Source organism: Devosia beringensis (assembly GCF_014926585.1).
In the GTDB taxonomy this organism is placed as follows: domain Bacteria; phylum Pseudomonadota; class Alphaproteobacteria; order Rhizobiales; family Devosiaceae; genus Devosia; species Devosia beringensis.
In genome coordinates this window covers 1,743,988-1,770,967 of the sequence record NZ_CP045422.1, presented here as the reverse complement: position 1 = coordinate 1,770,967, position 26,980 = coordinate 1,743,988, and the positions used below count along the sequence as shown (strand labels likewise).

The 26,980-nt window shown below is 63.6% G+C and carries 21 protein-coding genes and 1 tRNA gene; 9 read left to right on the top strand and 13 right to left on the bottom strand.

The annotated features are described in order from the left end of the window. Window positions 1-18 precede the first annotated feature (18 nt). The 5 genes from GDR53_RS08635 to GDR53_RS08615 form a co-directional block, all read right to left on the bottom strand. Window positions 19-660, bottom strand: a complete 642-nt coding sequence (locus tag GDR53_RS08635; RefSeq protein ID WP_193337647.1) for a hypothetical protein — start codon at window positions 658-660, stop codon at window positions 19-21. 134 nt (window positions 661-794) lie between these two features. Continuing rightward, the gene (pnp, locus tag GDR53_RS08630; RefSeq protein ID WP_193337646.1) at window positions 795-2,927 is read right to left on the bottom strand and encodes a polyribonucleotide nucleotidyltransferase; all 2,133 of its coding nucleotides are present in this window, start codon (window positions 2,925-2,927) and stop codon (window positions 795-797) included. A gap of 375 nt (window positions 2,928-3,302) precedes the next feature. Next, window positions 3,303-3,653 carry a 30S ribosomal protein S15 gene (gene rpsO / locus GDR53_RS08625; RefSeq protein WP_232846769.1) on the bottom strand — a complete coding sequence of 117 codons (351 nt, stop codon included), beginning with the start codon at window positions 3,651-3,653 and terminating at the stop codon, window positions 3,303-3,305. 50 nt (window positions 3,654-3,703) lie between these two features. Continuing rightward, on the bottom strand, window positions 3,704-5,425 hold the full coding sequence (locus GDR53_RS08620; RefSeq protein ID WP_193337644.1) for a sensor histidine kinase: 1,722 nt from the start codon (window positions 5,423-5,425) through the stop codon (window positions 3,704-3,706). A gap of 142 nt (window positions 5,426-5,567) precedes the next feature. Continuing rightward, window positions 5,568-5,783, bottom strand: a complete 216-nt coding sequence (locus tag GDR53_RS08615; RefSeq protein ID WP_193338190.1) for a hypothetical protein — start codon at window positions 5,781-5,783, stop codon at window positions 5,568-5,570. A 97-nt stretch (window positions 5,784-5,880) separates the two neighbouring features. Between GDR53_RS08615 and miaB the strand changes: the two genes are divergently transcribed. From miaB to GDR53_RS08595, 4 genes are all read left to right on the top strand, one after another. Further along, window positions 5,881-7,278: a tRNA (N6-isopentenyl adenosine(37)-C2)-methylthiotransferase MiaB gene (gene miaB, locus GDR53_RS08610; protein ID WP_193337643.1), complete on the top strand. Its 1,398-nt coding sequence runs from the start codon at window positions 5,881-5,883 to the stop codon at window positions 7,276-7,278. A 219-nt stretch (window positions 7,279-7,497) separates the two neighbouring features. Further along, entirely contained in the window at window positions 7,498-8,529 is a 1,032-nt protein-coding gene (locus tag GDR53_RS08605) for a PhoH family protein (protein ID WP_232846768.1), read from the top strand. Continuing rightward, window positions 8,526-8,999 (top strand): rRNA maturation RNase YbeY, encoded by a 474-nt coding sequence (gene ybeY, locus GDR53_RS08600; protein WP_193338022.1) that lies wholly within the window; start codon window positions 8,526-8,528, stop codon window positions 8,997-8,999. Before GDR53_RS08605 ends, ybeY begins: the two co-directional genes overlap by 4 nt. A 73-nt stretch (window positions 9,000-9,072) precedes the next feature. Next, window positions 9,073-10,098 (top strand): hemolysin family protein, encoded by a 1,026-nt coding sequence (locus tag GDR53_RS08595; protein WP_193337641.1) that lies wholly within the window; start codon window positions 9,073-9,075, stop codon window positions 10,096-10,098. Window positions 10,099-10,180: 82 nt separating this feature from the next. On the opposite strand, the gene infB is transcribed toward GDR53_RS08595, so the two are convergent. Genes infB through rimP form a run of 4 tightly spaced genes read right to left on the bottom strand, consistent with a single transcriptional unit; the run spans window position 10,181 to window position 15,982 of the window. Continuing rightward, window positions 10,181-13,030, bottom strand: coding sequence for a translation initiation factor IF-2 (gene infB / locus GDR53_RS08590; RefSeq protein WP_193337640.1), 2,850 nt, complete (start codon window positions 13,028-13,030; stop codon window positions 10,181-10,183). Further along, window positions 13,023-13,697, bottom strand: a complete 675-nt coding sequence (locus tag GDR53_RS08585; protein ID WP_232846802.1) for an RNA-binding protein — start codon at window positions 13,695-13,697, stop codon at window positions 13,023-13,025. The genes infB and GDR53_RS08585 overlap by 8 nt, the downstream gene beginning before the upstream one ends. Window positions 13,698-13,753: 56 nt before the next feature. Then, a complete protein-coding gene (nusA, locus tag GDR53_RS08580; protein ID WP_193337638.1) occupies window positions 13,754-15,364 on the bottom strand; it encodes a transcription termination factor NusA in 1,611 nt (536 codons plus the stop codon). Continuing rightward, window positions 15,365-15,982 (bottom strand): ribosome maturation factor RimP, encoded by a 618-nt coding sequence (rimP, locus tag GDR53_RS08575; protein ID WP_193337637.1) that lies wholly within the window; start codon window positions 15,980-15,982, stop codon window positions 15,365-15,367. A 646-nt stretch (window positions 15,983-16,628) separates the two neighbouring features. On the opposite strand from rimP, the gene GDR53_RS08570 reads away from it, so the two are divergent. Continuing rightward, window positions 16,629-16,898 carry a hypothetical protein gene (locus tag GDR53_RS08570; protein ID WP_193337636.1) on the top strand — a complete coding sequence of 90 codons (270 nt, stop codon included), beginning with the start codon at window positions 16,629-16,631 and terminating at the stop codon, window positions 16,896-16,898. Window positions 16,899-16,947: 49 nt separating this feature from the next. On the opposite strand, the gene GDR53_RS08565 is transcribed toward GDR53_RS08570, so the two are convergent. The 4 genes from GDR53_RS08565 to GDR53_RS08550 all read right to left on the bottom strand — a co-directional run bounded on the left by GDR53_RS08565 (window position 16,948) and on the right by GDR53_RS08550 (window position 19,809). After that, window positions 16,948-17,331 carry a winged helix-turn-helix transcriptional regulator gene (locus tag GDR53_RS08565; RefSeq protein ID WP_193337635.1) on the bottom strand — a complete coding sequence of 128 codons (384 nt, stop codon included), beginning with the start codon at window positions 17,329-17,331 and terminating at the stop codon, window positions 16,948-16,950. A gap of 107 nt (window positions 17,332-17,438) precedes the next feature. Then, on the bottom strand, window positions 17,439-18,149 hold the full coding sequence (trmB, locus tag GDR53_RS08560; RefSeq protein ID WP_193337634.1) for a tRNA (guanosine(46)-N7)-methyltransferase TrmB: 711 nt from the start codon (window positions 18,147-18,149) through the stop codon (window positions 17,439-17,441). 82 nt (window positions 18,150-18,231) lie between these two features. Further along, the gene (gene metK, locus GDR53_RS08555; protein WP_193337633.1) at window positions 18,232-19,488 is read right to left on the bottom strand and encodes a methionine adenosyltransferase; all 1,257 of its coding nucleotides are present in this window, start codon (window positions 19,486-19,488) and stop codon (window positions 18,232-18,234) included. Window positions 19,489-19,724: 236 nt separating this feature from the next. After that, a tRNA-Leu gene (locus GDR53_RS08550) sits at window positions 19,725-19,809 on the bottom strand. 222 nt (window positions 19,810-20,031) lie between these two features. On the opposite strand from GDR53_RS08550, the gene GDR53_RS08545 reads away from it, so the two are divergent. The 4 genes from GDR53_RS08545 to GDR53_RS08530 all read left to right on the top strand — a co-directional run bounded on the left by GDR53_RS08545 (window position 20,032) and on the right by GDR53_RS08530 (window position 26,951). After that, the gene (locus GDR53_RS08545; RefSeq protein ID WP_193337632.1) at window positions 20,032-21,030 is read left to right on the top strand and encodes a complex I NDUFA9 subunit family protein; all 999 of its coding nucleotides are present in this window, start codon (window positions 20,032-20,034) and stop codon (window positions 21,028-21,030) included. Window positions 21,031-21,185: 155 nt separating this feature from the next. Next, the gene (locus GDR53_RS08540; protein WP_193337631.1) at window positions 21,186-21,887 is read left to right on the top strand and encodes a PadR family transcriptional regulator; all 702 of its coding nucleotides are present in this window, start codon (window positions 21,186-21,188) and stop codon (window positions 21,885-21,887) included. Between the two features lie 101 nt (window positions 21,888-21,988). After that, window positions 21,989-23,959, top strand: a complete 1,971-nt coding sequence (locus GDR53_RS08535) for an NAD(P)-binding protein (protein WP_193337630.1) — start codon at window positions 21,989-21,991, stop codon at window positions 23,957-23,959. A gap of 67 nt (window positions 23,960-24,026) precedes the next feature. Further along, window positions 24,027-26,951, top strand: a complete 2,925-nt coding sequence (locus tag GDR53_RS08530) for an FAD-binding and (Fe-S)-binding domain-containing protein (RefSeq protein ID WP_193337629.1) — start codon at window positions 24,027-24,029, stop codon at window positions 26,949-26,951. Window positions 26,952-26,980 lie beyond the last annotated feature (29 nt).

The window sequence follows — 26,980 nt, the reverse complement described above, 5'->3', positions numbered from 1 at the left end:
TTTATCGCGGTGTTGCCCTTATGCCATAGTGCCGCGGGTCGCCGCTCCCGCCGCGATCGCCGCCAAGGCATCCGCACTGCGGATCACGTGCGTCTTGATCGCCGTCCGCGCCACATCCTCCCAGCGCACCCCGTGCTGGCCGATGGTGCGCAGATCCAGCAGCGGCCGGATCGGCGCGATATAGATGATGCAGCGCCCGTCCCCGGCGTCGCGGAACATCATGATGCGTTCCTTGGCATGCCAAGGCGCCGAACCAAAACTGCCGTCATCGGTCTTGCTCGAGCTGATCATCGCCCCCTTGGGATGGGTATAGGCAGCGAAATGGCAGCGCCCGATGCCGTCGACCTTGACGGTGTTGACATTGACCGGCGTTACCCCGGCGATCAGCCTGAGCGTGGCCGCCAGCGCCTTCTCGCGATTGGCCATCTGGAAGCCGTTCCCAAGGGTGAGAAACCGGACATTGGGCACGTCAACCCGCTCGAGGTCATCCTGCAGGATGGTGAACTTGGCCAGCTGGTCGACCAGCTGCGGATCGATCAGCGGCTCGCGTGGCAGCGGGGAGGGGGCATTGTCCAGATGCGCCAGCAGCTGGTCGGCCAGCTCCTCGAGTTTGTTCACCCACCGCGAATTCTTCATCCGTTCTGCTGCACCCAGTGCCATTTCCTGTTCTCCGAACATTGCATTGTTACAAACGTAAGGGAAAATCCCCTCGATTGTCAACATTGCGATGTTCAAAAAGAAAAGGCCCGGATTGCTCCGGGCCTTTGGGATTGTAGGCGGCTTGCGCCGGCTGATTATTCGGCAGTGGCCTCGGCGATTTCCTTGCCGGTTGCCTGGTCGACGATCTTCATCGACAGGCGGACCTTGCCGCGCTCGTCAAAGCCGAGCAGCTTGACCCAGACCTTGTCGCCCTCCTTGACCACATCGGTGGTCTTGGCAACGCGGGCTTCGGCCAGCTGGCTGATATGCACCAGGCCGTCCTTGGCGCCGAAGAAGTTCACGAACGCGCCGAAATCGGCGGTCTTGACTACGGTGCCCTGGTAGATCGCGCCCACTTCGGCCTCATCGGTGATCGACTTGATCCACTTGATGGCCGCTTCGATCTGGCTGCCGTCCGAGGACGAAATCTTGATCGTGCCGTCATCATCGATATTGATCTTGGCGCCGGTCTTTTCGACGATCTCGCGGATCACCTTGCCGCCGGTGCCGATCACTTCACGAATTTTCTCGGTCGGGATCTTGATGGTCTCGATGCGCGGTGCGAACTCGCCCACTTCCGAACGGGACGCGGTAATGGCCTTGGCCATTTCGCCCAGGATGTGGATACGGCCGCCCTTGGCCTGCTCGAGGGCGATCTTCATGATCTCCTCGGTAATGCCTGCGATCTTGATGTCCATCTGCAGGCTGGTTACGCCCGCTTCGGTACCGGCCACCTTGAAGTCCATGTCGCCCAGGTGATCTTCGTCACCCAGGATATCGGACAGCACGGCGAACTTTTCGCCTTCCATGATCAGGCCCATGGCAATGCCGGCCACGGGACGTGCCAGTGGCACGCCAGCATCCATCAGCGCCAGCGAGGTGCCGCAGACGGTTGCCATCGAGGACGAGCCGTTGGACTCGGTGATCTCGGAGACGACGCGGATCGTGTAGGGGAACTCTTCAGCCGATGGACGCACCGGGTTGATGGCGCGCCAGGCCAGCTTGCCATGGCCGATTTCGCGACGGCCGGGCGAACCCATGCGGCCAGCTTCACCCACCGAATAGGGAGGGAAGTTGTAGTGCAGCAGGAAGTTCTGCTTGTAGGTGCCTTCGAGGCTGTCGATATACTGCTCGTCGTCACCGGTGCCCAGCGTGGCCACGACCAGCGCCTGGGTTTCGCCACGGGTGAAGATGGCCGAACCATGGGTCCGCGGCAGCACGCCGACTTCCGACATGATCGGGCGCACGGTGCTCAGATCGCGACCGTCGATGCGCAAGCCGGTATCGAGCACGTTCCAGCGCACGACCTTGCCCTGCAATTCCTTGAACACGGCGCCGACGTCCTCGGCGGTGATCTCACCGGCTTCGACACGGGCAGCGAAATGCGCCTTGGCGGTTGCCTTGACGGCATCCACGGCAGCATAGCGCTCTTCCTTCTTGGTCTGCTTGTAGGCGGTGCGCAGATCGGCTTCGATCACGCCCAGCATTTCGGCTTCCAGCGCCGACATGTCATGCGGCTCGAAATCGCGCGCATCCTTGGCAGCCAGCTCGGCCAGCTTGATGATCGCCTGGATCACCTTGCGGCTCTCGGCATGGCCGAACATCACGGCGCCCAGCATGACTTCTTCGCTGAGTTCCTTGGCTTCCGATTCCACCATCAGCACGGCATCGTCGGTGCCGGCCATGACGAGGTCGAGCTTGGAGTCGGCGCGACGGTCAACGGCCAGGTTCAGCACATATTGTCCATCGACATAGCCGACGCGGGCAGCGCCGATCGGGCCCATGAAAGGCACGCCCGAAATGGTCAGAGCGGCCGAAGCGGCGACGATCGCCAGCACGTCCGGATTGTTTTCCATGTCATGCTGCAGCACGGTGATGACCACCTGGGTCTCGTGCTTGTAGCCGGCGGGGAACAGTGGGCGGATCGGGCGATCGATGAGGCGGCTGGTGAGCGTCTCGTTCTCGGTCGGGCGGCCTTCACGCTTGAAATAACCACCCGGGATCTTGCCGGCGGCAAAATACTTTTCCTGGTAGTTCACGGTGAGGGGGAAGAAGTCGATGCCGGGCTTGGCGGTCTTGGCGCTGACCACGGTGGCCAGCAGCACGGTTTCGCCCAGGGTGGCCAGCACGGCGCCATCGGCCTGGCGGGCCATCTTGCCGGTTTCGAGCGTCAGGGGCTGACCGCCCCAGTTGAGCTCGACCTTGTGGTGATCAAAATTGATCGTCATCTGTTTCGTCTTTCCATTTCTGCCGGCTGAGCGGTAACGCAGGGGCGTAGGTCATCCCGCGAACTCAGATCGGTGCGCCCGCACCCGCTGTCACACCCCATGTGTGACCCGGGCTCAAAATCAGGCGCTGTTGCGTCTGGCAAAGACGAAACATGGGCAAGACAACAAGCCGCTCCTGAAACTTCAGGTGCCTCACAGCTGCAAAACCAGGGCTGATTTTGGGGTGAGGCGGGGGAGCGGCCAATAATCCTGCCATGCTCCGGCATTCGCCGGTCTACGCAGTCGTCACATGTCGTCACCGGTATGACCGGCTGATGAATGCAACGACGGCGGGCGCGGAGACTGCTCCCCGCGCTCGCAATTCTACTGGCGCGCCTAGCGGCGCAGGCCGAGCTTTTCGATCAAGGTCTTGTAACGGGCGTCATCGACCTTCTTGACATAGTCAAGCAGGCTGCGACGGGTCGAAACCAGCTTGAGCAGGCCGCGACGGGAATGGTTGTCCTTGCCATGACCTTTGAAGTGCTCGGTGAGGTTGGCAATGCGCTCGGACAGGATAGCCACCTGAACTTCCGGCGAACCGGTATCGTTTGGCTTGATGGCATATTCTTCAATCAGAGCGGTCTTGCGCTCAGCAGTGATCGACATCGGATAGATCCTTTCAGAAGAGGATTGGGGTCGCCCCGGCCGGGATGTCGTCCAGGAGGGGCCATGAGTGCCGCCGTGCATAGCTCGGCAACAGGCGTCCCTATAGGGCAAATGCCGCTATAATGCCAGAATTATTCGCCCGTCCCGTCCCCGACCGGCGGCGGCCCGCGTTCGGGATCGATTGCCTCGAGCGGGATGGAAAAGCGCCATTCCATGCCGCTCGGATGAACGGTGCGCTCGACATCGGCCCCCAGCGCGTGCCCGACCATGGATTTGAGCACCGTCGTGCCAAAGCCGACGCGCTCGGTGGCGGTCAACAGGTGCGGCACGCTTTCGCGCCAGACCAGGTTCAGCCGCTCCCCGGTCAGGGACCACTGCACGGTCAGCGTGCCGCCTGCCTCGCCAAAGGCGCCATATTTGGCCGCATTGGTGGACAGTTCATGCACCGCCATGCCCAGGATCTGCGCGGCCTGCATATTGAGCCGCACCGGTGGGCCTGCCAGGCTCACCCGGCCCCGGTCGGGCGGGCTGAACGGGGCGATCTGGCTTTCCACCAGTTCCTGCAGCGCCACGCCGACCCGGCCATGCGTCAGCAGCAGGTCGGTGGATCGCGCCAGGCCGAGAATGCGCCGCTCGAAGGACTGCACATAGCCCGGCACATCCTCGGCGCCCCGCGCCGTCTGGCGGGCCATGGCGGCAATCACCGTCATCTGGTTCTTGGAGCGATGGGCCACTTCGCGCATCAGGAAGCGCACTTCGCTGTCAGCCGCCTGGCGCAGGGCCGAGGCATCGGCCAGTGCCCGCGACACTTCGGCGATTTCGGCCACCGGATAGGATTTGGCTTCGACCGGCTCGCCGCGGCCCAGCCGCTGGGCGTCGCGCCGCAGGCCGCGCACCGACAGGGCAATGCGCTCAGCAATCAGAAAGGCCAGCAGGGCCGCCACGGCTGAGATGACCACGCCCCAGGCCGCCAGCCAGATCAGGCTTTCTCCCAGTGGTCTGTCGACGGCATCGGTCGAGGCCCAGGCGATGACCCGCCATCCGGCGACACCCGAACGCCACTCGGCCGTCACGACCTGCTGCCCGCTGAACCGCTCGCGCTGCCATTCGTCCGGATTTTGTGCCTGGCTTTGCCGCATGGGCAAGACGCTGCCGGTCACGAAATCGGCTTCTGGCGTGGCGGCAATCACCAGATTTGTCGCATCGACCAGTGCCGCATGCCAGCCGGCCGGCAATTGCCGCGATTGCAGCGCCGCCGCCAGGTTCTGTGCGTTCTGGGTCAGCGCCAGCAAGGCCACCGTGTCGCTGTCCGGGACGGGCAGCAGCACGTTGAAAACCCAGCGCTCTGCCGTTTTGCCGAAGAACAGGCCCGAGACGGTGGCTCCGGATCGTTCGAGAGCCTGTGCCGCCGTGACCGGGTCGGAGGTGGCGCCCAGCGGCGTGCCATAGGGCACGCGGGTATTGAGCAGCTGGTCAAAATTGTCGTCCAGCGCGATCAGATAGGCGCCGCTGCCGGCCAAAGCCGTCACGACCCGCTCATGGAAATCGGCGAACTGGTTGTCCCTGAGCAGTTCGCTGGTCGAGAGCACGCGCAGGGTGGTCACCATGCTGGAGATTTCCCGCTCCACCGATTGGCCGATGGCCTGCACCGTGGCATTGGTGAGGCTGCGCACTACCTCTTCCTGCGCCTGGTTGTTGCGATTGAGCAGAACCAGCGAGACCAGCAGGGCCGGCAGGATGATGACCAGCACCAGCGCGAACAGGTAAATCGCGATCGGCAGGCTGCGCGCCGGCAGCCAGGAGGGGCGCCTGTGCTCTGCCTGTCGGGTCACGTCTTGCGAGGGGTCGGTCATGCCGCGCTTTCTTGGCAGATCGTGAGGATAGGGCCTGCGGCCAGCGCCGACCATAGCGACGTGTCCGGCTGCTGCGAAGCGGCGGCGGGGCGAAATCTGTTCGTCCTGCCGGACTCCGGCGGTTTATGGGGAGGGTGACGTCTCAGTATTTGGCGGTAGCGTCGCTGGCCGGAAAGCTCTCGTCGAGCGCTTCGTCCTGCGCATCCCAGTCCTGGCTCTTGTCGGCCTGGGCCTCGTCGCCGGCATTGCGAACCTGCACGGGGGACTTGTCCGGACCCGGCTTCTTGCCGTCCTTCATCGCCGCCGCGTCGTCACCTGTCTTGGTGGTGTCTGCCTTTGGCTTGCTCGTATCGGTCATCACTGTTCTCCGGGGCTTGGTACGCATTAGAACCCCCGAGGGACCACAAGGGTTGCAGGTGCTTTGATAAGCGCGCGTCCTCTGGTATGAGCCGGTCATGACCGAGATGCGCGCCAATACCAAGAAGCTCTTCATCAAGACCTATGGCTGTCAGATGAATGTCTATGACAGCGACCGCATGAGCGATGCGCTGGCGCCGCACGGCTATGAAACCACGCTCGACATGGCCCAGGCCGATCTGGTGCTGCTCAATACCTGCCATATCCGCGAAAAGGCCTCTGAAAAGGTGTTTTCCGAACTGGGGCGCCTCAAGGAATTGCAGGGCGAGCGCCGCGCCATGGGCGGCGACATGCTGATCGGCGTGGCCGGCTGCGTGGCGCAGGCCGAGGGCGAGGAAATCGCCCGCCGCGCCCCGGTGGTCGATATGGTGTTCGGGCCGCAGGCCTATCACCGGCTGCCGCAGATGCTGGCGCGCGCGGAGGCGCAGCGCCATCTGCACCCCGCGCTCAAGACGCCTATCGTCGATACCGACTTCCCCGAGGAAGACAAGTTCGAGCACCTGCCGGCGGCGCGCAAGGAAGTCACCATCAAGCGCGGCCTGACCGCCTTCCTGACGGTGCAGGAAGGCTGCGACAAGTTCTGCAGCTTTTGCGTCGTGCCCTATACCCGCGGCGCCGAAACCAGTCGTCCGGTCAGCCAGGTCATTGCCGAGGCGCGCGGCCTGGTCGATGCCGGCGTGCGCGAAATCACCCTCTTGGGTCAGAACGTCAACGCCTATCATGGCCTCGATGCCAGTGGCCGCAGTGTCACCCTGGGCGAGCTCGCCTATCTGTTGGCCGAGATCGACGGGCTCGACCGCCTGCGCTACACCACCAGCCATCCCCGCGACATGGATGACGCGCTGATATCAGCCCATCGCGACCTTGATATCCTGATGCCCTATCTGCACCTGCCGGTGCAGTCGGGCAGCGACAGCATTCTCAAGGCCATGAACCGCCGCCATACTGCCGCCGAATATATGGAGGTCATCGCGCGCATCAAGACCGCGCGGCCGGACATGGCACTGTCAGGCGATTTCATCGTCGGCTTTCCCGGCGAAACCGATGCCGATTTCGAGGACACGCTCAAGATCATCGCCGATGTCGGCTATGCCTCGGCCTATTCCTTCAAATATTCCACCCGCCCCGGCACGCCCGGCGCCAATCTGGGTGACCAGGTGCCTGAGGCCGTCAAGAACGAGCGCCTGTGGCGGCTGCAGGACCTGGTCAACACCCAGACCACGGCTTTTCACGCGTCCTGTGTGGGCAAGACCCTGCCCGTGCTGATCGACCGCCCCGGCCGCATGCCTGGTCAGGTCGGCGGCCGTTCCCCCTATCTGCAGGCTGTGCATCTGGACGGACCGACCGACCTGATCGGCGCGGTTCATCAGGTGGAAATTGTCGGGACGAGCACCAATTCGCTGGTCGGCCGGCTCAAGGCAGCGGTGGCGGCTTAACGTGGGTCAACGGCGTGCTCCAATGCCATTCAGGCATAGCCCTCTTGGCCTTCTCGCCTCAAATCGCTCCACCGAAGCGATTTGTGCCCTTGGCAACGGCTCGAAGCGTCACAATATTGCTACAGACACGGCAACCAAATCGGCCTAGCCTTGTTTCGTAGTCGCGGCGCAAGCCCGCAGCCGCGCTGAGCGTGGAGCCACACCAGTTTGAGCAGGCATTTGTCCCCGACCGCAGACAACGCACTCGCATCCCAACTCGAACTCGCTTTTGAAGACAATCGCCTGGCTGCCCAGCTGTATGGCGACTTCGACCAGAACCTGGCGCTGATCGAACAGCGTCTCAAGGTTTCGGCCATTCCCCGCGGCAATCATGTTCTGCTCAAGGGCGCCGCCAGCGCCGTCGATCAGGCACGCCGCGTGCTCGAATCGCTCTATGGCAGTCTCGAAGAAGGCCGCACCGTCGACATTTCCGAAGTCGACGGCGTCATCCGCATGATCCAGACTGAAGATAGCCAGCTCACCCTCCCCACCCTTGAGCGCAAGGGCAAGGTGCGCATGGCCCAGATCGCCACCCGCAAATCCACCGTCGTTGCCCGCACCCCGTCCCAGGACGGCTATATGCGCGCCATGGATCGGGCCGAACTGGTCTTCGGTATCGGTCCGGCCGGTACCGGCAAGACCTATCTGGCCGTGGCCCATGCTGCCTCCCTTCTCGAACGCGGCGACATCAACCGCATCATCCTGTCGCGTCCCGCCGTCGAAGCCGGCGAGCGCCTGGGCTTTCTGCCCGGCGACATGAAGGAAAAGGTCGATCCCTATCTGCGCCCGCTCTATGACGCGCTCTACGACATGATGAAGCCGGAAAATGTCGAGCGCTGCATCACCTCGGGCATTATCGAAGTGGCGCCCCTGGCCTTCATGCGTGGCCGGACCCTCGCCAATGCAGTGGTCATCCTTGACGAGGCGCAGAACACCACCTCGATGCAGATGAAGATGTTCCTGACCCGCCTGGGCGAGAACTCCAAGATGATCATCACCGGCGATCCGACCCAGGTCGATCTGCCGCGGGGCGAGAAATCCGGGCTCGTGGAAGCCGTCAACCTGCTCGACGGGGTCGAGGGCGTCCATATCACCCGCTTCAATGACAAGGATGTGGTGCGCCACGCCCTGGTGGGCCGCATCGTGCGCGCCTACGAGGCCGATACCGCCAAGCGTCTGGCCGAAAAGGCCATCGAAGGGGCGTCCCGCTGAGCGCCGTTCCTCTCGAGATTGCCATCATCCGCAATGATGACGCCTGGCCGGAGGATCTCGATCCTCTGGCCGAGCGCGCCGTGCTGGAAGCGCTTGAGCAGTCCGGCGCCCGGGTCAAGGGCGCCGCAGAGCTTGCCATCGTCCTCACCGATGACCAAGAACAGCACGAACTCAACCAGCAATGGCGCGGCAAGGACAGCTCAACCAATGTGCTGAGCTTTCCCCAGATCGAGCCCTTCGGGCCGGTGCTGGGCATTCTGGGCGACATCACCATGGCGCGTGAAACCATCGAGCGCGAGGCGCTTGAACAGGGGACCAGTTTCCCCGATCACTTCACCCATCTTGTGGTGCATGGATTTCTGCACATTTTAGGCTATGATCACCTCACCGATGCCGAAGCCCTGCAAATGGAGGGCCTCGAAACCCGTATTCTGGCCAGCCTGGGGATCGCCGATCCCTATGCCGACTGAGACCGGACCTGAATCGACCTGCGACATTCGCCCCTATCAAGGAAAATGAGCTGCCAGCGCGCAGCGAGCAAACATGAACGACACCGACACTCTGGCCCACTCGGCGCCTGCCAAATCCGAGCCTCCTTCTAGTCCCGCCTCCGTGCCTGCACGGGGGCCATCGATCTGGAACCGCCTCAAGGCCATGCTGGCCCGCAGCACGGTCTCGCTGCGCGACGATCTGCAGGTCGCCCTCGACGAACAGGGCAGCGCCGAAATCGCGGATTTCTCTGAGAGCGAACGCACCATCCTGCAGAACGTGCTCAAGCTGTCCAACGTCTCGGTCGGGGACGTCATGGTGGAACGCAGCGACATCCAGGCCATCGATATCGACGCCAATCTGGGTGATCTGCTGGCCCGCTTCCGCCATGTCGGCCATTCGCGCCTGCCGGTCTATGACAACGGGCTCGACAATATTTTGGGCTTCATCCACGTCAAGGATGCCCTGAGCAAGATCACCGCGCCGGTCGAGGACACGACCAAGGCCGTGCCGGTCAAGCTGATCTCCACCGTGCTCAAGCAGAAGCTGAGCAAGTTCGACGGCCTGCGCACCGCCATGTTCGTGCCTACCTTCATGCCGGTGGGCGATCTGCTGCAGTCCATGCGCGCCAGCCGGGTGCACATGGCCATCGTCGTCGACGAATATGGTGGCACCGATGGCCTTGTCACCATCGAGGACCTGCTCGAGGCCGTCGTCGGCGAGATCGAGGATGAGCACGATGAACTGGCCGCCTCGCTGATCCGCAAGGTCGGCGTCGATACCTATATCGCCGATGCCCGTGCCGAACTCAGCGACGTTGTCGCCTTGATCGGCCCTGAATTTGATCCCGGCGAATATGCCGATGAGGTCGATACCATTGGCGGCCTGGTCTTTGACCTGGCCGGCCATGTGCCCAAACGCGGTGAACGCGTCACCAAGCTGGACGGCTTCGACTTCGAGGTGCTGGCCGCCGACAGCCGGCGCATCAAGCGCCTGCGCATCATCCGCAAGCGCGATGCCAGTGCCCAGCTCGCCATCACCGACCAGCGCAGCGGCGACCAGAAGGCCGCCGCGGAGTAGCGCGGGGCGGTTGCAGACCCTCAGACAGCAAAAAGGGCGCGGTTCACACCGCGCCCTTTTTCTTGTTCTCGATGGCCGCTGACTAGAGCGTGCGCTGCACGGTCTCGACGCGGAAGCATTCGATGACGTCGCCTTCGCGCATGTCTTCGTAATTCTCGAAGGCCATGCCGCATTCCTGGCCGGTCTGGACGTCCTTGACTTCGTCCTTGAAGCGCTTGAGCGTCTTAAGCTTGCCCTCGTGGATCACGACGTTGTCGCGGATCAGGCGCACGCCGGCGCCGCGTTCCACGATGCCCTCGGTAACCCGACAGCCGGCAACCTTGCCCACCTTGGTGATCGTGAAGACCTCCAGGATCGAGGCATTGCCGATGAAGGTCTCGCGACGTTCCGGCTTGAGCAGGCCGCTCATCGCATTCTTCACGTCATCCACCAGATCGTAGATGATGTTGTAATAGCGGATTTCGATGCCGTCGCGGGTGGCCAACTCGGTCGCCTGCTTGTTGGCACGGACGTTGAAGCCGATGACGATGGCATTGGATGCCGCCGCCAGGGTGACGTCGCTCTCGGTAATGCCGCCCACGGCGCTCATCAGGATCTGCGCCGACACTTCGTCGGTCGAGAGCTTGTTGAGGCTGGCCACGATGGCTTCCACCGAACCCTGCACGTCGCCCTTGATGATCAGCGGGAACTTGGCAATGCCGGCAACCTTGAGCTGATTCATCATCTGCTCGAGGCTGGTGGCGCCGCCGCCGGCCGTCTTTTCACGGATGGCGCGCTGACGATATTCGGTGACTTCGCGAGCCCGTGCTTCGGTCTCGACCACCGAGAAACGGTCGCCGGCATTGGGCACGCCGGTAAAGCCGAGCACTTCCACAGGAACCGATGGCCCGGCTTCCTTGACCTGCTCGCCCTGGTCGTTGATCAGGGCACGCACGCGGGCAAATTCGGTACCGGCGACGAGAATGTCTCCGATCGCCAGCGTGCCGCGCTGCACCAGCACCGTCGCCACCGCACCGCGGCCGCGATCAAGCTTGGCTTCAATCACCAGGCCCTCGGCACGGCCATCCTTGGCCACGCGCAGCTCAAGCACTTCGGCCTGCAGCTGGATGGTCTCGAGCAGCTTGTCGAGGCCCTCGCCGGTCTTGGCCGACACTTCCACATCCAGCACGTCGCCGCCCATGGATTCGACGAACACTTCATGCTGCAGCAGCTCGGTGCGAACCCGCTGCGGGTCGGCATCGGGCTTGTCCATCTTGTTGATGGCCACGATGATCGGCACGCCGGCCGCCTTGGCATGCTTGATGGATTCGATGGTCTGCGGCATCACGCCGTCATCGGCCGCCACCACAAGCACGGCAATGTCCGTTGCCTGGGCGCCGCGGGCACGCATGGCGGTGAACGCCTCGTGGCCCGGGGTATCAAGGAACGTGATATGGGCGCCGTTCTTTTCGACCTGATAGGCACCGATATGCTGGGTAATGCCGCCGGCCTCACCCGAAACCACGCTGGCCTCGCGAATCGCGTCGAGCAGGCTGGTCTTGCCGTGATCGACGTGACCCATGATCGTCACCACCGGTGCGCGATCGGTCAGGTTTTCGGCCTTGTCGTCGGTCGGCAGGTCATAGAGACCCATTTCAACGTCGGCTTCCGACACGCGCTTGACCGTATGGCCCAGCTCGGTGGCGATCAGCTCGGCGGTATCGGCATCGAGCACATCATTGATAGTTGCCATCTGGCCCTGGGCCATCAGCATCTTGATGACGGTGACCGAGCGTTCGGCCATGCGGTTGGCCAGTTCGGCAACCGTGATGGCTTCCGGAATGACCACTTCGCGCAGCAGCTTGGGCGCTTCCTGCTGGTTGCGGCCCATCTTCTTGTCGCGGCGACGACGCATGGCGGCCAGGGACGGACCCTTGTCGCGATCGCTTTCGGCGCCGGCATTGGTAACGGTCAGGCGGCCGCGCGCATTGGCATCGGCGCCAGCACGACGGGTCGGCCGTTCCGGCGTCGCGCGGGAAGCGCGGCGGGCATTTTCGAGTTCGGCTTCGGTCGTCGGACGCACCTGCGGCGTACCGGAGCGAATCTTGCGGCCATCGGCCTCGTTGGGGCCCGCGGGCGGCACATTGCCGATCGGCGCCATGCCTGCACCAACCGGACGACGTTCACCGGGCGGACGGGTTGCCGTGCCTGAAGGCCGCGCAGCGGTGGTACCGGCCTTGATATAGGCATTGGCGCCGCGTTCGCTTTCCGGACGGGCATTGCTGGGACGCTCCACACGCGGTGGCCGCGGCGGCTGGCCGGGACGGCCGGCAACCACGCGCACGCTGGACGGGCCGGCATTGCGCTGCGACGCTGGCGTCTCTGGCTCGGCATCGACTGCCGGAGCAGCCTCAGCTGGCGCTGCGGCTGTTGCAGGGGTCGGCGCAGCGGCGTCGGCCGGGCTGGCCTCGGTCGGGGCAGCAGCTGGCGCTTCGGCAGCAGGCTGCTCGACACTGGTCTCAACCGCCTGGCGCTCCTCTTCGGCGCGCGCCGCATCCTCACGGATCTGGCGCCGACGGGCGTCATCTTCCATGCGACGGGCTTCGTCAGCCGCAAAACGTTCCTTGTCCTCGGCCTGGCGAGCACCGGCCAAAGCCAGTGCATTGCGACGGGCCTCGGCTTCTGCCGCCGACAGTCCCAGTGGCGCACGCGTCTGCTGGCCAGGACGGCCGGCGGCGGGGCGCTGATTGGCCGTGCTGGCGGGCGGGCGCTGTGGGGCGCCGCTCGGCACATTGGGCTTGGGGACCAGGCGGGTGCGCTTCTCGACGACCACCGTCGAGCGGGAAGGACCGCGCGACACGCCCGGACGGTTGCCCAGGCCTGGGCCGCCCTTCAATGTCAGCGTCTTCTTCGCGCCGTTGTCGTCGGTGCGCTTGTCGTCGTTTTCAGCCATGTATCTCGCGTCTTTCGTCCTGTTCCTCGGGCAAAACGTCACCGTCAACCGCAGGGCGGCCGGTGTCATTTTCCGTCAGTTTGGCAGTGAAAAGCGCCAGTCTTCTGGCTTTTTCTACTGCCGCTTGGGCTGCAGCCCCTCTTGTGAGGCCAGCATGTATCACATTTTCCATCCCGAGTGCCAAACCCATTTGCTCTGAGTCGAGCAATTCGAAATGGGGCACGTCGAAGCCGTTAATTTCTTCTTCCACCGCAGCGTAATGCAGCGCCTTGAGTGGTCCGACCATCTTGCTGCGCCCGTCTTCGGCCGCATCGGTCGCCGTAATCAGCGCAATCAGGCTGCCCGTGGTGATCAGGCTGCGTACCTTGGTGGCGCCAAAGGTCAGCTGTCCGGCCTTGCGCGCCATGCCCAGCGCATTGAGATAGCGCTGCTGCAGCCGCAGCTCGGTCAACCCGGGCAGATCCTCTGGCAGCGTCACCTCTTCCTTGAGGCTGCGCGCAAAAACCTTCTTCTTGACGGCTTCCGCCACCAGGGCCCGGTTGAGGCTGATCCAGACGCCACGCCCTTCGGCCTTGGCTTCCGTGTCGGGTACTAGCACACCATCGGGGCCCAGTACAAAGCGGATGAGCTCCGCCACGGGTTTTTCAACCCGTGTCAGAGCGCACATCCTGGTCGTTTCTGCGCGCCGGGCCATTTCTGGTGCCCTCGCTAAGGTTTCGGCCGCTAGGCCGAAACCTCGTCGGTTGCAATCGCGTCGAGATCGGCGGCGTCTTCGGCCGGCACGTCTTCCGCGGCAATCCAGCCGGCCTTGATGCGGGCCTGCATGATCATGTCTTCGGCTTCCTCTCTGGAGACCGGGAAGTCCTTGAACGTCCCTTCAAAGCGCTTGGTCTCACCATCCTTGCGTTCGCTCCAACCGATCAGGTCGTCGGCTGCACAGCCGGCAAAGTCTTCCACCGTCTTGATGTCTTCCTTGCCCAGTGCCACCAGCATGGAGGCTGTCAGTCCGGCAATCTCATAGAGCTCGTCCTCGACGCCGAGCGCCTTGCGCTCGTCGTCATGGGCTCGATCGATGGCGGCCAGATATTCGGCCGCACGGTTCTGGATCTCGCCGGCGGTTTCTTCGTCGAAGCCGTCGATAGAGGCGATTTCATTGGTGTCGATATAGGCCAGTTCCTCGACCGAGGAGAAGCCTTCCGACGCCAGCAGCTGGGCCACCATCTCGTCGACGTCCAGCGAGGCCATAAACAGGCTCGAGCGCTCGGTGAATTCCTTCTGCCGGCGTTCGCTTTCTTCCTGTTCGGTCAGGATATCGATATCCCAACCGATCAGCTGGCTGGCGAGGCGCACATTCTGGCCACGACGGCCGATGGCCAGCGAGAGTTGCTCGTCAGGGACAACGACTTCGATGCGCTCGGCCTGCTCGTCGAGCACGACCTTGGCGACATCGGCCGGCTGCAGCGCGCTGACCACGAGGTCGGCAATGCTGTCCGTCCAGGGAATGATGTCGATCTTTTCGCCCTGCAATTCGCCGACCACGGCCTGAACGCGGCTGCCGCGCATACCCACGCATGCGCCCACGGGATCGATCGAGGAATCCGATGAGGTGACGGCGATCTTGGCCCTGGAGCCCGGATCGCGGGCGATCGAGCGGATGGTGATGACGCCGTCATAGATCTCGGGCACTTCCTGCATGAACAGCTTGGCCATGAACTGCGGATGGGTGCGGGAGAGGAAAATCTGCGGGCCGCGCTGCTCGCGGCGCACATCATAGACATAGGCGCGGACGCGGTCGCCATAGCGGAACATTTCGCGCGGGATCAGCTCGTCGCGGCGGATTATGGCTTCGCCACGGCCCAGATCGACAATCACATTGCCATATTCGACGCGCTTGACCGAGCCGTTGACGATCTCGCCGATGCGGTTGATGTATTCGTCATACATGCGCTCGCGCTCGGCATCGCGCACCTTCTGCACGATGACCTGCTTGGCCGACTGGGCGGCAATGCGGCCGAATTCCATCGGCGGCAGGGGCTCGGTCAGGAAATCGCCGACCTTGGCCTCGGGGGATTTGATCTGGGCATGCTTGAGATCGACCTGGCGGCTGGTTTCTTCCACCGTCTCGACGATTTCGAGCAGCCGCCACATGCGCGTCTCGCCCGAGCGCGGATTGATCTCAACCTTGATCTCGGTCTCGGCGCCGTAGCGGCCCTTGGCGGCCTTCTCCATGGCGTCCTGCATCGCTTCGATCACGACCATGCGGTCGATCGACTTTTCACGGGCTACAGCATCTGCAATCTGCAGGAGCTCAAGTCGGTTCGCGCTAACGGCCATTTAATGTGTCTCCTCAGAGATGTCGTCGTCATTGTCGATTTCGACCGTTTCGGTCTCGTCGTCGTCAAGCGGATGCTGTTCCTGGTCGAGCCGCGCCTTTTCCATCAGGGCATCGGTCATCACCAGCTTGGCTTCGCCAATCGAGACGAGCGGCAGATGGTGGTCGGGATCGGTGCCGGCAGGCGCGTCGGGCAGGGTGATGGTCACCGTGTCGGCATCCACCGCCTTGATGAAGCCACGAAAGCGCTTGCGGCCATTGAGCATGTCGCTGAGCTCGATCTTGGCCTCGTGGCCGATATGGGCGGCAAAGTCGCGCTGGCGCACCAGCGGTCGGTCGATGCCGGGCGAGCTGACTTCCAGGTGATATTCCCGCTCGATCGGGTCTTCCACATCAAGCACCGGCGACACGTCCTTGGACAGGGTCTCGCAGTCCACAATGGTGAAGCGGCCGTTTTCGTCTTCGGCCATGATCTGCAGGGTCATGCCGTTTTCCTGGGTGATGCGCACCCGGACCAGGGCATAGCCCAAGCTGTTGGCCACGGGCTCGACAATGGCCGACACCCGGGCTTCCATGCCCGTTTCCTTGATATAACGCTTGGCGGTGAGATCGAAGCTCATCGGTCCCTTCGGATAATAAAAAAGAGCGGGGCCGGGAGGCGCCCACTCTGCAAACCTGCTGAGATGTTGGCCTCTGTATAGCGCCGAACCGGATGCACCGCAAGGGCAGGCTAAGCAGCCAGGCCCTGCGGCGGCCCAGGCCGCCACCTGTCAATGGCCTCGCCGGCCCATCAGGCGTTGCGAGGGAGCCGGCTGGGCAGGCGCCGCCCCATCTCCCGCCTGAATGTGACCGGAATTGGCCGCTTTGGGGCTTGCCAAGCGGGCGGCCCGATGGTCAGCTCAGCTGATAATCAGGGTCGGCCCGGATTTTTTTCGGTTTTTTGTCGTTTTTTTATCGTCGGCGGCGCTACCGAAAAAGCGTCGGATTTGCCGGCCGCTGACGGCAGGTTGTAGCCGAATTTGTCCGCTGCACCGCCCTTCCGACAGGGCCATAACGAGCGCTCAGGCCAGTGTCTCCGTACCGTCACATAGCCGAAACACAGTCACTCAAAGCATACTGACGCACATCGTAATGCCTTGATTTCCTTTGCAAAACTCTCGTGTGCCCGAGCAGAACTTCAAGCCCCGGATTGCGCGATTTCTGCACTTGAGGATCCCTCCGGTTAGGATCATTTCCAGGGTGTTCAAAACGAAAGGAACACTCGAAATGATCAAGCACACACTTATCGCTCTTGCTACTGCTACTGCTCTCCTGGGTGCTGCCGCTCCCGCAATGGCCGGTGCCTTTGGCGACGGCGACTCTGACTCCCGCCAGTTCGTCTCGGAAATCATTCTGAACGGTCTGCATGAAAAGGGCGTCGCTGCCACGTCGGTCGAAGAATGGGGCAACCTGGTTCGCGCCTATGTCGTCCAGGCCGATGGCACCGAGACGATGGAGTTCTTCACCCCGGTCCAGCTGCAGCCCGTCTCCCTCTAGACTGGCCGACCACGGCGCCGCCGGACATCCGTCCGACGGCGCCCGTATGCTAGGCGGGATGGATGAGCCGGATCACCGGCTCTCCGCCCGCAGCATCGAATTGCCGCCTGGCCGCTTCCACATGGGCGCGATTGCGCGCCGCAAAGACCCGCCAGCTATCGGCCAGTTGCAGCAGTTCCAGACCCAGCGCAGTCAGTTCGTAATCGACACGCGGCGGAATCGTCGCAAAAATCTTGCGGGTGACGAAGCCGTCCCGCTCGAGATCGCGCAGGGTGGTGGTGAGCATTTTCTGGGAGATGCCGCCGACATGGCGCTTGAGTTCGGAGAAGCGCAACGTTTCGCCGCGCAGCAGCGTTACCACGATTAGCGTCCATTTTCCCGGTCGTACCACCAGCACGTCGTCATCGGGCTGAAAGCTTTGCGATAGGGACATGACGCGCCTCAAGAACCAGTGATCAAGCTCCGCATATGGGGGGCTGGGGCGCGCAGTCTAGTGTCCGCAGCATTAAAATTCTGACAGGTCTGCCATGCGCCTTGTCGCTAAACGCGCGAAAAGCTCAGGTAAAAGCTGATCATGCGGCCCTCGCGGCGGGCCTTCTGCTCGTAGCGCGTGGCCTGCCAGCCTGGATAGGGCTCGTGCCACGCCCCGGGTCTTTCGGGCGCGAAGGCAAACGCCGGGCTGCGCACGATATGGGCCAGCGTCCAGTTGGCATAGTCTTCGATATCGGTGGCAAAATGAAACACGCCACCCGGCCGGATCACCCGCGCCAGCGCCGCCAGCGTGGTCGGGGACACGAAGCGCCGCTTGTGATGGCGCGTCTTGGGCCAGGGGTCGGGGTAGAGCAGATAGACTTCATCGAGGCAGGCATCGGGCAGGGCGGTTAGCAGCTTGAGCGCGTCGTCGGTATAAAGCCGGATATTGCGCAGGTCCTGCGCCGCGATGGTCTGCACCATCTTGCCGATGCCCCCGGTGAACACTTCGCAGCCAATATAGCCGGTATCGGGATGGCGGCCGGCCTCGAGCGCCAGATGCTCGCCCCCGCCATAACCGATCTCGACGATGATCTTGTCGGCAGCCGGGAACAGGCTGGTCGGATCCAGGGGGCCGTTCAGCGTGATCTCGAGGTCGGGCAGGGTGGCATCGAACAGCGCCTGCTGCCCGCCATGCAGTTTCTTGCCCGAGCGGCGGCCAAAGAAGGCGCGCGGTTCGCCCGAACGGGTCTTGGGCAATTCGTGGTCGGGCTTGCTCATCGGTCTCGCATCATCAAAAAAGAACCTCGCCACCGACGGATCGGCAGCAAGGTCCAGTGTAGCAGGCATTGATCGACCAGCGTTACTTCACGGCAGCCTTGAGGGCGGCGACCAGGTCGGTCTTTTCCCAGGAGAAGCTGCCGTCGCGGCCGGCCTTGCGGCCGAAATGGCCATAGGCCGAGGTCTTGGCATAGATGGGCTTGTTGAGGTCGAGATGGGTGCGGATGCCGTGCGGCGTCAGATCCATCACCTTGGACAGGGCCGCTTCGACCGCCTCCTCGGCGACCGTGCCGGTATCATGCAGGTTGACGTTGATCGACAGCGGATGCGCCACGCCAATGGCATAGCTGAGCTGGATGGTAGCGCGCTCGGCCAGACCCGCCGCGACCACATTCTTGGCCAGATAGCGGGCGGCATAGGCCGCCGAGCGGTCCACCTTGGTCGGATCCTTGCCCGAAAACGCGCCGCCGCCATGCGGGGCTGCGCCACCATAGGTGTCCACGATGATCTTGCGCCCGGTCAGGCCCGCATCGCCATCGGGGCCGCCGACCACGAACTTGCCGGTCGGGTTGACGTGCCAGACCGTGTCCTTGGAAATCCAGCCTTCGGGCAAAGCCTGGCGGATATAGGGCTCGACGATCTTGCGCACATCGGCCGAGGTCAGCGTCTCATCTAGGTGCTGGGTCGACAGCACGATCTGGGTGACGCCGACGGGCTTGCCGTCTTCATAGCGCACGGTCACCTGGCTCTTGGCATCGGGGCCGAGCGCCTTGGCCGGGCCTGTGCCTTCCTTGCGGGCGGCGGTCAGCACTTCGAGAATCTTGTGGGCGTAAAAGATCGGCGCCGGCATCAGCTCGGGCGTTTCGCGCGAGGCATAGCCGAACATGATGCCCTGGTCGCCGGCGCCCACATCCTTGTTGCCGCTGGCATCGACCCCCTGGGCAATGTCGGCCGACTGGCCATGCAGCAGCACGTCGATGCGCGCCGTCTTCCAGTGGAAGCCGCTCTGCTCATAGCCGATCGCGCGAATGGCCTTGCGGGCGGCGGACTTGAACTTGGACGGGTTGACCACCGGATTGCCGGCAGCGTCGAGCGCCTGCTTACCCTCCTTGTCCTTCTTCAGCAGCGAATCGGGGACGCGCACTTCGCCGGCAATGATCACGCGATTGGTGGTGGCCAGCGTTTCGCAGGCGATGCGCACCTGGGCGGGATCCATGCCAGCCTTCTTGGCCTCGCGGAATACCAGGTCGACGATTTCGTCGCTGATCCGGTCGCACACCTTGTCCGGATGACCTTCAGAAACCGATTCCGAGGTGAATACAAAAGACGACCTGACCACGCAACATCCCCTGGGCTTGCTGAAAACGGCTCAAAAACGAGCCTTTCTGTCAGGTTTGTGACATCCAAAGCCTAGCCGGTCAAGGCGGATATAAAGAAAGCTTGATATGATTTGGCGCGTTTGACGGACACGATATGCCAAGGGCGGCGTCGATGACGCGAAAGCGCCGGGTCATCAGCGGACCGCCCAAAACCAAAGACCCCGGCCACGACTTTCGTCGGACCGGGGTCAAAACTTGGTGCCCAGAAGAAGACTCGAACTTCCACACCTTGCGGTACACGGACCTGAACCGTGCGCGTCTACCAATTCCGCCATCTGGGCAGGCAGGGGGTGATTAGGGGCAGCAGGCACTGATGTCAATCACCTATTCGCGCTGCCCCGCAATTGGCGCTCTCTCCGGACGGCGCGCGCCACGGCAACCGCCCATGCCAACCGCACGGCCGTTACGCGGCAGCGCCCTCTGCCGCGGGTCCGGGCCTCGACAGCAATATGGCGCGTGCGCTAGAAGCGGAGGCGTTTTGCCCCCTTCTGCCGGAGCCCCCTATGGAAAGCCTTGATCCTAAACTTGTCACCGTATTTGGCGGCTCGGGCTTTGTTGGCACCCAGATCGTCCAGTTGCTGGCCGCCAAGGGCCACCGCGTCCGCGTTGCCGTGCGCCGCCCCGACCTGGCCGGCCATGTGCGTCCCCTGGGCACGGTCGGGCAGGTGGTGCCCATCCAGGCCAATATCCGCAACCTGGCCTCGATCGAGCGCGCCGTGGCCGGCGCCGATATCGTCATCAACTTGGTCGGCATCGGCGCCAATAGCGGCGCCCAGACCTTTACCGCCGTCCATGTCGATGGCGCCCGCGCCATTGCCCAGGCGGCCAAGGCCGCCGGTGTCAGCGCGCTGGTGCACATGTCCGCTCTGGGCGTCGACAAGGCCGCCGGGATCAGCCAATACGCCGCCTCCAAGCTGGAAGGCGAAGCCGCCGTCTTTGCCGCCTTCCCCAATGCGGTGGTGATGCGGCCCTCCATCCTGTTTGGCCAGGGCGATGGCTTCTTCAACCTGATGGCAGGCCTGGCGCGCCTGTTTCCCGTGCTGCCGCTGATTGGCGGCGACACCAAATTCCAGCCGGCCTATGTGACCGATGTTGCCGAGGCCTTCGTGCTGGCTGCCGAGGGCAAGCTCAAGACCGGCAAGGTCTATGAACTGGGCGGGCCGCAGGTCGAGACCTATCGACAGCTGATGGATCGGGTGCAGCGCGAGGCGCTGCGCAGCCGGCCGCTGCTGCCGCTCTCCTTTGGCGTCGCCAAGCTGCTGGCCGGGGTCATGTCGATCCTGCCTTTCCCCGCTCTGCTCACCGCCGACCAGGTCGAACTTCTCAGCGTCGACAATGTGGTGTCCGACGCCGCCATCAAGGACAAGCGTACCTTTGCCGGCATGGGCATCGTGCCCACCTCGATGGATACCATCCTGCCCACCTATCTCTGGCGCTTCCGCAAGCATGGCCAGTTCGACAAGGCGATCACGACGCCTGCGGACGACGCCACCGCCGCCTGATCCATCCTCATGCGCCAATCCGAGCCCGCAGCATCGCTGCGGGCTTTTTGCTGTCGACCCATCGGAAAAATTCATTCTGCGATATATCTTGAATTGAGGGCGTCGCGCTACGACTTGATGGTACAGACATATTTAAGATATATCGGAGACCAATCATGAGCACTTACTGGAAAGATGGCGAGCCTAATTGGCGCCGCATGGAAGCCATGGCGCGCCGTGGCTGGGAACGGCTGGCCGCAGGGGTCGATGGCGCTGAAAACTGGGGCAATATGGGCGGCAATTTCCGTATCGGCCGCATGCTCGCCTCCGGCGATTTGCGCATGGTCGCCCTCTACCTGATCGAGGCACAGCCCCGCCATGGCTATGACCTGATCAAGGCGATCGAGGAAAAGTCGGGCGGCTTTTATTCGCCCAGCCCCGGCGTGGTCTATCCGGCCCTGACTTTCCTCGAGGAGGCCGGCTATGTGACCTCCCATGTCGATGGCAACAAGAAGCTCTACACCATCACCGCCGAGGGCCGCGCCTACCTCAATGACAATCGCGAAGCCATCGAATCGACGCTGGCCTTTCTGGCCAAGGCCGGTGAGCGGATGCAGCGCTTCCGCGAATTCGCCAAGGCCGATTGGTCGGCACGCCGGGAAGGGCCTGCTGACAGTGATGCCGAGCCGACGGCGCCCGAGGGAGATCGCGATCTCAAAGACGTGGTGCCCGAGCTCAATGATGCCCGCCGCGCCCTCAAGGCCGCGCTCAAGAAGGCCCGGCGCTCCAGCGAGGAACAGCAGCGCCATGCTGCCGAAATCCTCAGACGCGCAGCAGCCGAGATCGAGGCCCTAGGCGACGACGACGTCGACATCTGAGCCTTTCCAATCGGGCGGTGACAGCACGCGCCGCCCGATTGTCTTCACGCCGATTTCCCTTCATGCTCCCCTTACCGGGTAACGCGTTGAGGGAGATGCGCATGCCACTGTCTGACCGTGACCGCCAACTGGGCATGGACCGCCCGATCAGCCGTCGGGATTTCCTCAATGGCGTGGCCCTGGCAACAGCCGGCCTCGCCGCTACTGCGCTAATGCCTGGGGCGGCCCAGGCCCAGGCGCCATCCTATCCGCCCAAAATCACCGGCCTGCGCGGCCATAGCGAGACCGCGATGAACATCATGCATGCGGTGCGCGACGGCACCTTCTGGAACAGCGCCCCGGCGGTGGTCGAGACCGGCGAAAGCTATGATCTGGTGGTCGTCGGCGGCGGCATTTCCGGGCTTACGGCGGCGCGGCTCTACCAGCGACAGATGCCCGGCGCCAAGATCCTCATTCTCGAGAACAATGACGATTTCGGCGGCCATGCCCGGCGCAACGAATTTGTCGCCGGCAATGGCAAGACCATTATCGGCTATGGCGGCAGCCAGTCGCTGCAGACGCCCACCTATTTCTCGCCCCTGGTCAAGGATGTGCTGGCCGATATCGGCGTGCAGGTTGAAAAGTTCGAAACCTATTATGACCAGGCCTGGCACGAAGAGCGCGGGCTGGGCGACGCCATCCTGTTCCGCGCCGGGGACTGGGGCAGTTCAGGCGACCTGCTGGTGGTGACCAGCGAGTCCGCCGCCGACTGGGTGCCAGGGACGCCGCTCAATGATACCGCCAAGGCCAATCTGATCGAACTGCTCGATGCCCCGCCCGATTATCTGCCCGGCAAGACTCGTGAGGAGAAGCTTGAGATCCTCTCCACCACCACCTATGCCGATTTCCTCACCACGATCTGCGGCTATGACGCCGAGCTGGTGAAATATTTCCAGCATTCCACCGAGGCCTATTTCGGCATGGGCATCGAGGGCACCACGGCACTCGACGCCTGGGGCAACTGGAATCCAGGCTTTGACGGCATGGACCTGGGCGACATGCCCTACAAGACCATGAGCCCCTCCGGGCGCCTGGCCCTCACCGATCCGGACCCCTATATCTACCATTTCCCCGATGGCAATGCGGGCGTGGCCCGCTCGCTGGTGCGCACCATGATCCCGGCCGCTTTGCCCGGCTCGACCATGGAAGACCTGGTAACCACCCCGGTCGACTATGACCGGCTTGATGTGGACGGCAGCGACGTACGGCTGCGGCTCAATGCCTCGGTGGTACGCGTCAAGCATGACGGCGATCCTTCTGCCGCCCAGAGCGTAACGCTGACCTATCTCGAGGGCGAAACCCTCAAGACGGTCACCGGCGCCCAGGTCGTGCTGGCCTGCTGGCACCGCGTCATCCCCTATCTTACCGACGAACTGGCCGCCGCCCAGGTCGAGGCGCTGCAGGACCAGCACAAGGTGCCGCTGATCTATACCAATGTGCTGCTGGCCAATTGGCAGGCGCTCGATGCCGCCAAGATTGCCGGCTTCAGCGATGTGACCGGCTTCTGGGGCGGCGCCGAGATCGATTTTCCGGTGTCGATGGGCGACTACCAGTTCACCGATGTCCCGGCCGATCCGGTCCTGCTGCATCTCTCCAAGATCCCGCTGACCGGCGATCCGTCGATGACAGCGCGCGAGCAGGCGGCCGCCGGCCGTCAGGCGCTGACCGCCATCACCTTCGAAGATATGGAGCGCGAAATCCGCGACATGCTGCAGCGGGCGCTGGGATCTTATGGCTTTGATGCCGCCCGCGATATCGAGGCCATTACCTGCAACCGCTGGAGCCATGGCTACGCCCTCGAATATATGCGGCCCTGGGACCAGTTCTGGCCCGACGGTCCCTTGCCCATCGAAACGGCGCGCCAGCCCTGGGGCCGCATTGCCATCGCCAATTCCGATTCGGGCGCCTATGCCTATGTCCATTCCGCCATCGACCAGGCGGCGCGGGCCGTGCATGACCTGCTCGGCGACAAGGCAAGCCTGACCGATTACAGCAAGTTCCCGGGTCCACCGCCTGAAATGGTGGGCCTTTAGGCGCAGCTGGGTCGGGGGCAGGGCGAAGGCTCTTCGCAGCCCCCGACTAACATGTTAGTACGGATGCATGCAGCACGCCCCTATCGCCCCATCGCCGGTCCATCAGGTCACCCCCGAACGGCACGCCGCCGGTGAGCGGTTGGTCGCCCGGCTCCAGGGCCAGGTGCGCGGCAACATGTTTACCGACCCATTGATGACCTATGCCTGGAGCGGCGATGCCAGTTCCTACCGGCTGATACCGGCAGCGGTGGTGTTCATCAATTCCGAGGATGAGGTACGCGCGGTGATGGCCGCAGCGCGAGCCGAGCACCTGCCCATTACCTTCCGCGCCGCCGGCACCTCGCTGTCCGGCCAGGCCGTGACCGATGGTGTGCTGGCCGTGCTGGGCGATGGCTGGCGCAAGCTGTCCATTCATCCCGGCGCCGACCAGATCACGCTGGGACCCGCGATCATCGTCGCCCAGGCCAATGCCGCGCTCAAGCCCTATGACAAAAAGATCGGCCCCGATCCGGCCAGCCAGGCTACCTGCAAGATCGGCGGCGTGGTCAACAATAATTCGTCCGGCATGTGCTGCGGCGTCAGCCAGAATACCTATCACACGATGGCGCGGCTGCGCCTGGTGCTGACCGACGGCACCATGCTCGATTCGGGCGATGCGGATAGCTGCGCCGCCTTTCGCCTGAGCCACGCTTCCATGCTCGAAGGCCTGCATCAACTGCATCACCAGGTAATGGCTGATGCCGAGCTGGTGGCGCTGATCACCCGCAAATATGCCATCAAGAATACCGTCGGCTATTCGCTCAATGCGCTGGTCGACTACCACGATCCGCTCGATATCCTGATCCACCTGATGGTGGGTTCGGAGGGCACGCTCGGCTTTGTTTCCGAGGTGACCTACAATACCGTCCCCGAACATCCCTTCAAATCCACCGCTCTGGTACCTTTCCCCGATCCGCAGACCGCCGGCCGCGCCATCATCGAAATGGCCAATGGCGGGGTACAGCTGACCACCGGCGTGACGGCCGCTGAATATATCGAGCGCCGGGCTTTGGCGACGGTGGAACATCTGGCGCCCATGGCGCCGCTGCTGCCCTGGCTGACCGACAATTCCCCGGCCGTGCTGATCGACGTGACGGCGCCGGATGCGGCCACGCTTGAGACCGAAGTCGCCAAGGCGGTGGAACTGCTGACTCGCCACGGCGCCACCCATGTCGATTTTTCGACGGACGAGCACCGCAGCCATGCCCTCTGGGATATCCGCAAGGGCTTCTTTGCCTCGGGCGGCGCGGCGCGGCCCAAGGGCACGTCCATGCTGACCGAAGACGTCGCGGCACCCATCGAGCGCCTCGCCGAATTCGTCCTCGACATGCGCGCTTTGCTCGATGATCACGGCTATGCCGATGCCATCATCTTCGGCCACGCTCTGGCCGGTAATTTGCACTTCCAGATGAGCGATGATTTTTCGCAGCCTGACGCGGCCGACAGGTTCGACAGGTTTTCCAAGGCGCTGAGCGATCTGGTCTCGGTGCAATATCAGGGCTCGCTCAAGGCCGAGCATGGCACCGGCCGCGCCATTGCCGCCTTTGTCGAGGCCGAATGGGGCGCCAAGGCCTATGGGCTGATGCAGGCCATCAAGGCCCTGTTCGATCCCGAAGGCCTGCTCAATCCGGGCGTGTTGCTCAATACTGACGACAAGATCCATATCAAGCATCTCAAGGTCATGCCGCCGGCCGATGAACTGGTCGATCTCTGCATCGAATGCGGTTTCTGCGAACCCGCCTGCCCTAGCCACCAGATGACGCTGTCGCCGCGCCAGCGCATCGCCGTCACCCGCGAACGCGAGCGGCTGCGGGCCAGTGGCGAGGACCCTGTTCGTCTCAAGCGCCTCGATGATGATTTCCAATATCCCGGCCTTGATACCTGCGCCGCCTGCAATCTGTGTTCGGTGCGCTGCCCGGTGGGCATCGAGACCGGCACCATGATCATGGGCCAGCGCGCCCAGCGTCGCAGTGGCACGGCACAGGCCGTGGCCGGTTTTGTCGCCGATCACCGCGGCAGCGTCGAGAGCATCATGCGCGCCGGCCTGGGTCTCGCCGATGTGGCGCGCACCATAATTCCCGCCCCGGCCGTTGCGGCGGTGACGGATACGGCGCGCCGCCTCAGTGGCAAGCGCGTCCCGCGGGTCTCGCCGCAATTGCATCGCGGTCCCGGCGCGCCCGAGCCGCGCGAAACGCGGCAGGATCCGCGCCGCAGCGGTTTTCCCGTGCCCATCGCCCAGAGCGGGCGACCATCGGTGGTCTATTTCCCCAGCTGCGCCACCCGCATGTTCGGCGCGCCGCCGACCGAGCAGGGCCTGCTTTCCGTGCCCGACGCCATGCTGGCTTTGCTCGAGCGCGCCGGTTTTGACGTGGTCATGCCTGAGCACCTCAATGGCCAATGCTGCGGCCAGCCTTTCCAATCCAAGGGCTTTCCCGAGGAAGCGGCGCGGGTCGGCGGCGACCTGTCGCGCGAACTCTCGGCGCTCTCGGATGCCGGCCGGCTCAGCGTGGTGACCGATGCCTCCACCTGCGCCAAGCATCTGCGCGACTTTCCCGGCGACGCCCCGGTGCTCGATTCCGCCCAGTTCCTGCTCGCCCAGGTGCTGCCGCGACTGACCATCACGCAAACCCTGCCCGTCGTGGCCGTACACCACAACTGCTCGGCCCAGCGCCTGGCCGAACAGCCGCTCACCGAGGCCATTGCCCGCGCCTGTGCCCAAACCATCGCGGTGCTGAGCTCGGTCACCTGCTGCGGCTATGCCGGCGACAAGGGTCTCTTCGTGCCCGAGCTCAACGCGCATGCCACCCGCTTTGTCAAAAACGACATTCCCGCTGGCTGCACTTTGGGGGTCTCGACCGTCAGCACCTGTGCATCCGGGTTGAGCGAACATGCCGGCCTGCCCTTTGTCGGCCTGGCCAGCCTGCTCGAATGGGCCAGCCGCCCACTGCACTAGACCTGACCGGGGCTTGCCGCTACTGAACG

Coding starts and splice junctions, on each gene's coding strand:
- GDR53_RS08595 (WP_193337641.1), top strand. CDS start 9,073: ATGAACGACACCGACACTCTGGCCCACTCGGCGCCTGCCAAATCCGAG.
- GDR53_RS08620 (WP_193337644.1), bottom strand. CDS start 5,425: ATGACCGACCCCTCGCAAGACGTGACCCGACAGGCAGAGCACAGGCGC.
- nusA (WP_193337638.1), bottom strand. CDS start 15,364: ATGGCCGTTAGCGCGAACCGACTTGAGCTCCTGCAGATTGCAGATGCT.
- GDR53_RS08565 (WP_193337635.1), bottom strand. CDS start 17,331: ATGTCCCTATCGCAAAGCTTTCAGCCCGATGACGACGTGCTGGTGGTA.
- GDR53_RS08540 (WP_193337631.1), top strand. CDS start 21,186: ATGAGCACTTACTGGAAAGATGGCGAGCCTAATTGGCGCCGCATGGAA.
- rimP (WP_193337637.1), bottom strand. CDS start 15,982: ATGAGCTTCGATCTCACCGCCAAGCGTTATATCAAGGAAACGGGCATG.
- GDR53_RS08530 (WP_193337629.1), top strand. CDS start 24,027: ATGCAGCACGCCCCTATCGCCCCATCGCCGGTCCATCAGGTCACCCCC.
- GDR53_RS08535 (WP_193337630.1), top strand. CDS start 21,989: ATGCCACTGTCTGACCGTGACCGCCAACTGGGCATGGACCGCCCGATC.
- GDR53_RS08615 (WP_193338190.1), bottom strand. CDS start 5,783: ATGACCGATACGAGCAAGCCAAAGGCAGACACCACCAAGACAGGTGAC.
- rpsO (WP_232846769.1), bottom strand. CDS start 3,653: ATGCACGGCGGCACTCATGGCCCCTCCTGGACGACATCCCGGCCGGGG.
- GDR53_RS08585 (WP_232846802.1), bottom strand. CDS start 13,697: ATGTGCGCTCTGACACGGGTTGAAAAACCCGTGGCGGAGCTCATCCGC.
- GDR53_RS08570 (WP_193337636.1), top strand. CDS start 16,629: ATGATCAAGCACACACTTATCGCTCTTGCTACTGCTACTGCTCTCCTG.
- GDR53_RS08635 (WP_193337647.1), bottom strand. CDS start 660: ATGGCACTGGGTGCAGCAGAACGGATGAAGAATTCGCGGTGGGTGAAC.
- infB (WP_193337640.1), bottom strand. CDS start 13,030: ATGGCTGAAAACGACGACAAGCGCACCGACGACAACGGCGCGAAGAAG.
- miaB (WP_193337643.1), top strand. CDS start 5,881: ATGACCGAGATGCGCGCCAATACCAAGAAGCTCTTCATCAAGACCTAT.
- trmB (WP_193337634.1), bottom strand. CDS start 18,149: ATGAGCAAGCCCGACCACGAATTGCCCAAGACCCGTTCGGGCGAACCG.
- GDR53_RS08545 (WP_193337632.1), top strand. CDS start 20,032: ATGGAAAGCCTTGATCCTAAACTTGTCACCGTATTTGGCGGCTCGGGC.
- pnp (WP_193337646.1), bottom strand. CDS start 2,927: ATGACGATCAATTTTGATCACCACAAGGTCGAGCTCAACTGGGGCGGT.